This window comes from Helicobacter sp. (genome assembly GCF_029067145.1).
Classification (GTDB): Bacteria; Campylobacterota; Campylobacteria; order Campylobacterales; family Helicobacteraceae; genus Helicobacter_D.
Genome location: NZ_JAIEFA010000090.1, coordinates 1 through 9,009, shown reverse-complemented (window position 1 = coordinate 9,009; position 9,009 = coordinate 1). Strand labels below are relative to the sequence as shown.

The 9,009-nt window shown below is 33.8% G+C and carries 10 protein-coding genes; 2 read left to right on the top strand and 8 right to left on the bottom strand.

All coding sequences use genetic code 11. The annotated features are described in order from the left end of the window. Positions 1–9 precede the first annotated feature (9 nt). From K2N75_RS08625 to dnaA, 5 genes are all read right to left on the bottom strand, one after another. Complete coding sequence (locus tag K2N75_RS08625) at positions 10–486, bottom strand: hypothetical protein (RefSeq protein ID WP_297681449.1); 477 nt, start codon at positions 484–486, stop codon at positions 10–12. 114 nt (positions 487–600) lie between these two features. Next, complete coding sequence (gene plsY, locus K2N75_RS08620; protein ID WP_297681451.1) at positions 601–1,248, bottom strand: glycerol-3-phosphate 1-O-acyltransferase PlsY; 648 nt, start codon at positions 1,246–1,248, stop codon at positions 601–603. Between the two features lie 9 nt (positions 1,249–1,257). Then, a complete protein-coding gene (gyrB, locus tag K2N75_RS08615; protein ID WP_297681453.1) occupies positions 1,258–3,570 on the bottom strand; it encodes a DNA topoisomerase (ATP-hydrolyzing) subunit B in 2,313 nt (770 codons plus the stop codon). 32 nt (positions 3,571–3,602) lie between these two features. Continuing rightward, entirely contained in the window at positions 3,603–4,670 is a 1,068-nt protein-coding gene (gene dnaN / locus K2N75_RS08610; protein ID WP_297681455.1) for a DNA polymerase III subunit beta, read from the bottom strand. A gap of 173 nt (positions 4,671–4,843) precedes the next feature. After that, the gene (dnaA, locus tag K2N75_RS08605) at positions 4,844–6,139 is read right to left on the bottom strand and encodes a chromosomal replication initiator protein DnaA (protein WP_297681457.1); all 1,296 of its coding nucleotides are present in this window, start codon (positions 6,137–6,139) and stop codon (positions 4,844–4,846) included. 133 nt (positions 6,140–6,272) lie between these two features. Here dnaA and ruvC point away from each other — a divergent pair, with 133 nt between their 5' ends. Both ruvC and thyX read left to right on the top strand, forming a co-directional pair. Then, positions 6,273–6,755: a crossover junction endodeoxyribonuclease RuvC gene (gene ruvC / locus K2N75_RS08600; RefSeq protein ID WP_297681459.1), complete on the top strand. Its 483-nt coding sequence runs from the start codon at positions 6,273–6,275 to the stop codon at positions 6,753–6,755. Between the two features lie 3 nt (positions 6,756–6,758). Further along, positions 6,759–7,388 (top strand): FAD-dependent thymidylate synthase, encoded by a 630-nt coding sequence (gene thyX, locus K2N75_RS08595; protein ID WP_297681461.1) that lies wholly within the window; start codon positions 6,759–6,761, stop codon positions 7,386–7,388. Positions 7,389–7,435: 47 nt separating this feature from the next. Here thyX and K2N75_RS08590 read toward each other — a convergent pair whose 3' ends face one another. The 3 genes from K2N75_RS08590 to K2N75_RS08580 form a co-directional block, all read right to left on the bottom strand. Further along, entirely contained in the window at positions 7,436–7,984 is a 549-nt protein-coding gene (locus K2N75_RS08590; RefSeq protein WP_297681463.1) for a site-specific DNA-methyltransferase, read from the bottom strand. Next, positions 7,885–8,262, bottom strand: coding sequence for a DNA methyltransferase (locus K2N75_RS08585; protein ID WP_297681465.1), 378 nt, complete (start codon positions 8,260–8,262; stop codon positions 7,885–7,887). Before K2N75_RS08585 ends, K2N75_RS08590 begins: the two co-directional genes overlap by 100 nt. 334 nt (positions 8,263–8,596) lie before the next feature. Beyond that, positions 8,597–8,899 (bottom strand): hypothetical protein, encoded by a 303-nt coding sequence (locus K2N75_RS08580; protein WP_297681467.1) that lies wholly within the window; start codon positions 8,897–8,899, stop codon positions 8,597–8,599. Positions 8,900–9,009 lie beyond the last annotated feature (110 nt).

The following is a 9,009-nucleotide window of genomic DNA, read 5'->3' as shown; positions in this document are numbered from 1 at the left end:
TTTAAAGAGTTATTTGCCCCCCCCCCCCGCAGGATAATAGCTTATCAGTGAATCTCTATCAAAAAATTCAAAAGTCGCCTTAGGATTCAAAAACAAAAGAGCATTTTTAGTTGCAAGGGTTTGGATAAAATCTCCTAAATTATGATGAGAATACTTAGGAATATGCTTGTTATACGAAAGAAGCACAAAATGATTTGGACGAATGGATAAATTTGCATAAGGCAATATAGAATCTCTTAAAGCAAAAATTTCATTTTCCATAGACTTTCTAACAAGAGTTTGTGTTTTGGAATCCAAAGAGGACAATTTTAAATGCATTTGTTTTTCTAAGTTTTGCAATTTTTGAGCTAAAACTTGCTGTGTTTTTTCTATTTCTGTTAATTTTAGGCTAAGAGAATTATTCACTCTTGTGAGCTTATTTGAAAGTTTAAAATTATTCGCAATATAGGCGATGACGATTTTCTTTAACTTTTCAAAAATTCTCATAATTTCTCCTTTGAAAATCGTTACTAATAATTTCATAAGGCTTGGCTAACTTTTCATTTAATGTTTCAATGATTTTAATTAAACTACTATCTGCATTTGTTATTGTAATAATCATTAGATTACCTTTTGTTCTTTTCTTTGGACTAGGCGAATGATATTTGGAATATGCTTGTAAAAAATCAGCAATAGCATTAAAACTAAAGGTGTATGGGTCGTGATATGTGGAATCTCGGGGTGTAGGAAAAAGCTAGAACCTATGCCACAAACGACACCAAATAACGAAGCTAAAGATGAGATTTTTAATAATTTTCCAACGACAAACCACACCACCAAACCCAAAACTGCCTCTAAAGGTAAAAAAACTGCGACAACACCGACACAAGTCGCGACGCCTTTACCGCCTTCTAACTTTAAAAAAGGCGAGAAACAATGCCCCACCACTGCCAAAAGTGCCATCATCCATTGTGCTTCAAAGCTTACACCAAACGCTTTGGCAATCATTATAATTACCACACCTTTGAGCGCATCACTTAACATCGTGAGAATTGCGATTTTTTTAGCAATCTTTGGATTGGTTTCTTTTAATGCTCTTAAAACATTGGTCGCGCCGATACTTCCACTCCCAACTTGGCGAATATCCACACCCCCAAGATATTTTCCATAAAGTAACCCAAATGGAATCCCACCCACAACATAAGCGAGCGTGTAAAAGATTCCATTCAAACTTGTAAAAAAATCCAGAATCCCCGCTAACAAATACATAAAGAATCCTTAAACATCTAAATGTTTCACATCTTTTGCGTGTGTTTGGATATATTCGCGTCTTGGCTCTACCTCATCTCCCATAAAGAGTGAGAAAACATCACTTGCTTCTGTTTCGTCTTGAATCTCTACACGAATCAAACGCCTATTTTCTGGTGTCATTGTTGTTTCCCAAAGTTGCTCGGGATTCATTTCACCTAAGCCTTTGTATCTTTGGATATACGCGCCCTTTTTGCTGCTTTCCTCTATCGCTTCTAGCATACTCACCGCATCTTTGCCATTTAAGAATTCCAAATCATATTCTTTTAATTTATTAAATACAAAATGCGCTTCTTCAAAAAGTGGATGTGTGAAAAGCTCCTCATCAATCTTAATATCTACCAATCCAGAATCGGTTTGCACATACAAATGCACTTTCTCCTCACTTATTTTTTCGTTTAAGATATTAAATCCAAGCTCTGCAATTCGTTCTTTGATTGTTTTGCATAGCGCGTTATTATCTAGCACGAGTAAATCACTATTTTCAATTAAGTAGCGCACCACTTCAATCAAGGCAAATCGTTTTTTAAGATTCTGCAAGGTAGAGCGATAATGTGCGACAATTTTAAAAAACTCCATCAGCTCTTTTGTTCCGATTCCTTGAAATTCAAAGTTTTCAATCCCATTTTCAATCAAATATTCACTCAAAGCCTTTTCATCTTTGAGATAAATTTCCTTTTTGCCCTTTTTGAAGCGATAAAGCGGTGGTTGGGCGATATACAAATAACCCGCTTCAATGATACCTTTTAAATAGCGGAAAAAGAAAGTCATCAAAAGCGTTTGAATATGACTTCCATCTACATCAGCATCAGTCATAATGATAACTTTATTATATCTTGCCTTTGAAATATCAAATTCTTCTCCGATTCCACAGCCTAAAGCAGTAATAAGATTCTTAATTTCCTCGCTTTTTAGAATCTTATCTAGGCGACTTTTTTCTACATTTAAAATCTTTCCACGCAAAGGAAGAATTGCTTGATAAACCCTATCACGCCCTTGTTTAGCAGAACCACCTGCGGAATCTCCCTCTACAAGATAAAGTTCGCTAATACTTGGGTCCTTACTCTGACAATCTGCTAATTTACCCGGAAGTGTGCCTACGCTAAAAGATTCTTTCTTGCGTGTAAGCTCTCTCGCTTTCTTTGCTGCTTCTCGCCCACGCGCGGCTAAAAGTGCTTTTTGCATAATTGCTTTGGCTTCGTTTGGATTCTCTTCAAAAAACTTTGAAATCTTTTCAAAGCTAAGCTTTTGCACAATCGGACGCACAAAGGAGCTTCCTAATTTACCTTTGGTTTGTCCTACGAACTGCGGGTCAATGACTTTAACAGAAATAATTGCAATTAGCCCTTCACGAATATCATCACCTGTAATTTTAGAATCTTTTTCGCGTGCATTGGCATTTTCTTCAATATAATTTATAATTGCGCGCGTCAAACCCATACGAAATCCCGCTTCGTGCGTTCCTCCGTCTGTCGTGTGAATGTTATTGACAAAGCTTAATACTTTTTCGTCAAAACCCTCATTATAAGCCAAAGCTACTTCTACTTCTACATTTTCATCTTTTCCCTCAAACCCAATGATAGGAGAAATAAAAGGTTTTTTGTTAATATCATTGATAAATTGCGACAATCCACCCTCAAAGTGATAGGTTTCGTCAAAGTCGCTTTGCTCATCTTTGAAATGAATCGTAATTTGATGATTCAAATAAGCAAGTTCTTTGAATCTCTTTTTTAAAACTTCTTTATCAAAAGTTACGACTTCAAAGATTGTTTCATCAGGAATAAATTCAATTGTTGTTCCATTGCGCTTTGTCTCGCCAATCACTTCTAAAGTATTTTGTGGAATCCCTTGCGCGAAATCTTGACGATAGATTTGATTGTGTTTATAAATCGTCATTTGCAAACTTTTAGAAAGTGCATTTACGACGGAAACTCCCACTCCGTGCAAACCACCAGAATAAGTTTTTTGGTCAAACTTCCCACCCGCGTGAAGCACGGTTAAAGCTACCGTTGCAGCAGAAATATTTTCTGTTGGGTGAATATCCACAGGGATTCCGCGCCCATTATCAGAAATCTTTGCACCCCCCTCTTTGGTTAAAATTACTTCAATTTCTGTGCAATATCCTGCCATTGCTTCATCAATGCAGTTATCTACAACTTCATAAATCAAATGGTGCAATCCACTAATATTCGTATCACCAATATACATTCCTGGACGTTTTCTAACTGCTTCCAAGCCTTTTAAAACTTTAATACTTTGTCCCGTATATTCCAAATCTTCCATTTTTTTCCTAATTGTGTAATTCTAAAGAAATTTTAAATAATAATAGGCATAACAACGGTGGAGAAATTCTCACTTTTTAACACGAAAGGAGCATTTTTGCCATTGAGTTCCCAAATAAAATCGGCAGTGTCAATTTGCTGTAAAAAATCCAAGACATGACGAGAGTTGATTCCAATTTCAATTTCTTCCTCTAAAGGAAGATTCATTTCAATTTGTGTTTTAGCTTCTGAATTGTCTTGACTTAGAGATTCAAACAAAATTTCATTAGATTTGAAAGTGATTTTTACATCATTGGTTACAGAATTAATCACTTTAATGCCTTCAATGATTTTTGCTTTTGGAATCGTAAGCTGTATTGCAATATCTTTTGGCAAGATTTTTTCATAATCTGGGAATTTTCCATTGATGAGATGAGAAAAGAAAATGTAGTTTTGAGATTTGATGATAATGTCTTTTTCATTATAGAAAAGCTCAAGATTATCAAAGAACAATCTTTGAATTTCTGTGATTGCTTTTTTGGGGAAAATTAATGCGAGATTGCTTCCTGATGCGTTATCAAATTTTACCATTGCAAGTCGCTTTGTATCCGTAGCTACAAAATTATAAGAATATTCTTTAATATCTAAAAGAGCTCCATTTAATTCGCGTTTTTGGTTGTTAATATCAATCACAGGAAAAATTTTTTTCATTGAAGTAATTAATTGCAAAGAATTAATTTCTAGTTTTGGTAGATTTTCGTATTCTGGAAAGGTTGGAAATTCTTGAGCATTAAACATTGGAAGTTTAAAAGAACTTTTGTTTTGTTGAATATGGAGATTTTCGTTATGAGTATAAAGATTAACATCACCTTCTTTTAATCGTTTGATAATGTCTAATGCTTGTTTCCCATTGACCGTTGCGATTCCGTGTTCGTTAATGGTTAAAGAATCACTAATTGCACAAAGTCCTATTTCAAAATCTGTGGCTTTACAGATGAGTTGATTATCTTTTGTTTCAAGATAAATGTGGGAAGTGATTTGACTGGAATCTTTTTTGTCTAAAAAAGGTTGTAAAGAAGTAAAAATATTGTCTAAGACACTATTTGGAATGGTGATATTCATACGAAGCTCCTTATTAATTTATAAATTTTAGAAGTATTAGTAGAGGGCTTGAATTGTTGAATAAGTGCTACAAGCTTCTAAAATTCGTGTTTTTGTGTGAATAGATAAAATTTTTTGATTTCACATTAATTCACCATTTTAGCAAAACTTTGTTTTTATTGTATTTAAAAGAATCATTTTATTTTATTTTTTATTTCTTCAATGATGGTTTTAAAGTTTGCATTGTTATTGATTTCATCTTGAATGCTTTTCATTGCTTTGCTTACTGTGCTGTGGTCTTTCATTCCAAAGAAGTTTGCAAGATAAGGCATAGAATTTGGTGTCAGAGTGCGAGCTAAATAAATTACAATTTTACGCGCAATTACGATATTTTTTGAGCGATTCTTACTTTTAATATCAGAGGGCTTGAGATTATAATATTTTGCAACAGTGTCAATGATTTTGTCCATACTAACATTTTCTTTGGATTCTTTGATATATTCTTTTAAAACATCTTTGATGAAGTCAAGACTAATTTCTTGAATATTTGTAACATTCATTGAGAAACTAAGCTTTACCAAAACACCTTCAATTTCACGAATATTATCATTAATATTCGCCGCGATGAAATGAATAATGGTATCATCAAGATGAATTCTATCTAATTCGCATTTTGCGCGAATAATGTTGATTTTTGTTTCTAATTCTGGAGGTTGAATATCTGCTAAAAGTCCGGAAGTAAAACGAGTTTTCAAACGCTCTTCTAAGCCTTTCATATCTTTTGGTGGGCGGTCAGAGGTTAAGACAATTTGTTTATTGTTTTCTTTGAGCTCATTAAAAGTGTGAAAAAATTCTTCTTGAATTTGCTCTTTTCCACTCAAAAATTGAATATCATCAATCAGCAAATAATCACAAGCCCGATATTTTTCACGGAATCGCTCCATTGTGTTGTTGCGAATATGCAGCAAAAAATCATTCAAAAATTGTTCGCTTGTTGTATAAATGACATTTTTGCCTACAAGAATATTTGCATTGCCAATTGCGTTTAATAAATGTGTTTTGCCCAAGCCCGTATTGCCATAAATTACAAGAGGATTGTATTTGATACTTTGATTTTGTGCCACAGCTTTGGCAACATTAAAAGCAAAGGTATTAGAATTGCCCACAACAAAGGAATCAAAAGTAAAAGAGGGATTGAGATTTGTTGTTCCACTTTGTTTGTTGCGCACATTACTTTTGTTTTCTTTCTTTTTACTAGAATTTGCGACTTCTACAATGATTTCAGGCTTCAAACCATTATGGATTTCAAAAAGATGAGCGATTTTGTCCGCATATTTTGTTTTTACCCAACTTGCAATTAAAACATTAGGTGCGTTTAGCACGATTCTATCTTCACGAGAATATTTTTCATTATAGGTAATTTGATTGATATAATTTTCAAATTCAAAAGTTGTGATTTCATCTTTAAGTTGTAATAAAATTTGATTCAAATTTTTGCCTTTAAAGTTATTCACAGGTGTGAATAAGATGTGAATAACTCGTGAAATTTGGAACGATTTTATCTCAAAATTACTAAAAATTTTATATTATTACGCAATTTTTTAAACTATTTTAAGGAAATGAGTGAATATTTTAGGAATTGACCCAGGAAGTAGAAATTGCGGTTATGCGATTATAAAATTAGAAAAAAATGCAATTTCTTTAGTGGAGGCAGGTTTGATAAAAATCAAAGAAAGAATCTTGCAACACCAAATTTTAGAGTTTGTGGAGGGGATTGATTTGGTATTGAAAAATCATTCTATTGATTCTGTCGCAATTGAGGATATGTTTTATGCGTATAATCCCAAAAGTGTAATCAAGCTTGCACAATTTCGTGGAGCGTTGAGCCTTAAGATTCTGCAAGAGTTGGGAAATTTTACCGAATACACGCCTTTACAAATCAAAAAGGCTTTGACAGGAAATGGAAAAGCGCAAAAAGAACAAGTTGCCTTTATGGTGAAGCGACTTTTGGGGCTTAAGGGCGAAATTAAACCGCTAGATATTACAGACGCAATCGCCATAGCAATTACACACGCACAACGATTAAAACTTCAGGCTAAGGAATAATCTATGCAAATCACGCTTTTAAATTATACAGAATTAAATATTTGCGCGCACGCGATTCGCACTTGTTGGCAGAGTTTTGAGAAAAGCGACAATGGAGGAGAAAAGGATAAAGAATTGATTTATCGCGTGGGAAATAAATTCAAACACGCTTCAACTTTGGAGCATTTGCATTATACTTTTTATATTCAAGGAATCTCACGCGCGACTTTGCAAGAATTGGCGCGCCATAGAATCGCGTCTTTGAGCGTGAAATCCACGCGTTATACTCTAAAAGAGCTAAAAAATGCAGAATCCTTTTTGCCTTTAGATGAGGTAAATTTCTCGCGTGCAGGGAAATTTTTAGTTTTTACTCAAAATGAAGCGGTGGATAGAGCAAGTGTGCAGGCTTTGGAAAATTTGCGCCTTTTGTTACAAGAAAATATCAGTAATGATTTGGTGAAGTTTGCAATGCCAGAATCTTATAAAACTGAACTGACTTGGAGTATCAATGCGCGAAGTTTGCAAAATTTTTTAAGTTTGCGTAGTTCTAAAAGCGCGTTGTGGGAGATTCGTAATCTTGCGTGTGCGCTTTTTGAATCTTTACCAAGCGAGCATAGGTTTTTGTTTGAGGAATGTATGGAGGAAGAGCGATAACAAGATTAGGAATCTTGACGCTTTGTGATTTATGCTTAGGATTTACTCTAAAAATTCAAGAGATTTTGATTTGGCGAGATAAATCTATTCTTTGTTTTGCCTTTTGCCTTTTTTTCACTAAAACTTTCTTTAACATTATGCAAATCTAATTCCAATTGCGCTTCTTTTAAAAAATTTTGATAGTTTGCAATTCTTTCTTCAGCAGTATTTAGATATTGCTTTGAGTTATCAATCCCTATAAAATTACAATTTAGAATTTTCGCTGCGATTCCTGTTGTTCCACTGCCACAATAAGGGTCAATCACAATACCCCCATTTTCGTTTAAAACAGAAAAAATACAACGCAAAGGTAAAGCAAGGGGAAAAGGTGCGGGGTGGGTATTATTGTTTTCTGGTCGGATTCTCCAAATAGAACTTAAAAGGGCGTGGCGACTTTGTAGTTCCTCCCCAATGAGATTTTTACCCTTTGGTTTTGAAAGCCAATAAATTCTTTCCTCTACCTGCCAAAATCTCCAACCGCGTATATTTGCTGCGATTCCCCTATCCCAAATAATTTCCTGTCTAAGATTCCATTTTGTTTGAAAAATCCATTGCAATGGGTGAAGCAGTTTGCCTTTTTCCCAACGAATCTTATGATTATAAAAAAACTTCCTCCTTCTTTTGTGATTCTATACATTTCGTTTAATACCGCAATTTGATTTGCTTGATACTCTTCCTCACTAAGTTTATCACAAGTATTATCATATAAGACATTTTTGACAAGCCAACCTTTTTTATTTTCTTGTTTGTTATAAGGTGGTGAGGTTACTCCCACATCTACGCTATTATCCTCTAATTTTTTAAGCTCGTTTAGAGTATCGCCACAAATTAGCATAAGTGTGCCTTTAAAAAAGCAAATAAATTTTTCTCTAAAAATTTTTCATACATTTCTAATTGAGGACAAATATAAATGATATGAATTTCTGCATTTTTATAATGAGTGAAGCTAAAAGATGCACTTCGCAAATAAAGTCCCCTAATATCTCCATTGGGAAATTTTTTGTTGAGTTGTGATTCTAAATGTGTTAGAAAATGGGTATCACTGAATGGAAATTCAAACAGATAAAGCAATCTTCCATCTAAAAAACCACTAATGAGTAAATTAAGATTTTCTTGTTTATCTTTATGGAATCTTGCCCAAGTGTAATCAGTAAAATTTCCACCACCATTTAATTTTTGTTTTCACTAGAGCGTATATTTTTAGGTTTTGCTTCACAATTAATAGGTTTGCCAAAGCTATTTTGTCTAAAACCATTAAAGCCCAACTTTTCAGGATTATGTGTATAACCAGCCAGAGTAACACTTAAAGCCTCCCTAATCGTAGAGCTATTTTTGTCATTAATATAGATTGTCAAAATCTCACTTAAAAGGGCGATGAGTGTATCTTTTGATTGTCCTAATAAATATGTACTAAAATCAATATGAGAGTTGAGCGAATAAATTTTAATTAATTCTTGTAAATTTTGCGTCATCTCTCATTCTCCTAATTTTTAACTTGTATTCTATCAAAAACAAAATTACAGACAAATGAATATAATCTTGTTTGAAGTTTGTATTTTTCGCTTTCTATCCCCTGCAAGTA

What these genes read in the sequence shown, in the direction of transcription:
- gyrB (WP_297681453.1), bottom strand. Translation starts at nt 3,570, where the DNA reads ATGGAAGATTTGGAATATACGGGACAAAGTATTAAAGTTTTAAAAGGC.
- K2N75_RS08585 (WP_297681465.1), bottom strand. Translation starts at nt 8,262, where the DNA reads ATGCTAATTTGTGGCGATACTCTAAACGAGCTTAAAAAATTAGAGGAT.
- K2N75_RS08625 (WP_297681449.1), bottom strand. Translation starts at nt 486, where the DNA reads ATGAGAATTTTTGAAAAGTTAAAGAAAATCGTCATCGCCTATATTGCG.
- dnaN (WP_297681455.1), bottom strand. Translation starts at nt 4,670, where the DNA reads ATGAATATCACCATTCCAAATAGTGTCTTAGACAATATTTTTACTTCT.
- K2N75_RS08580 (WP_297681467.1), bottom strand. Translation starts at nt 8,899, where the DNA reads ATGACGCAAAATTTACAAGAATTAATTAAAATTTATTCGCTCAACTCT.
- thyX (WP_297681461.1), top strand. Translation starts at nt 6,759, where the DNA reads ATGCAAATCACGCTTTTAAATTATACAGAATTAAATATTTGCGCGCAC.
- plsY (WP_297681451.1), bottom strand. Translation starts at nt 1,248, where the DNA reads ATGTATTTGTTAGCGGGGATTCTGGATTTTTTTACAAGTTTGAATGGA.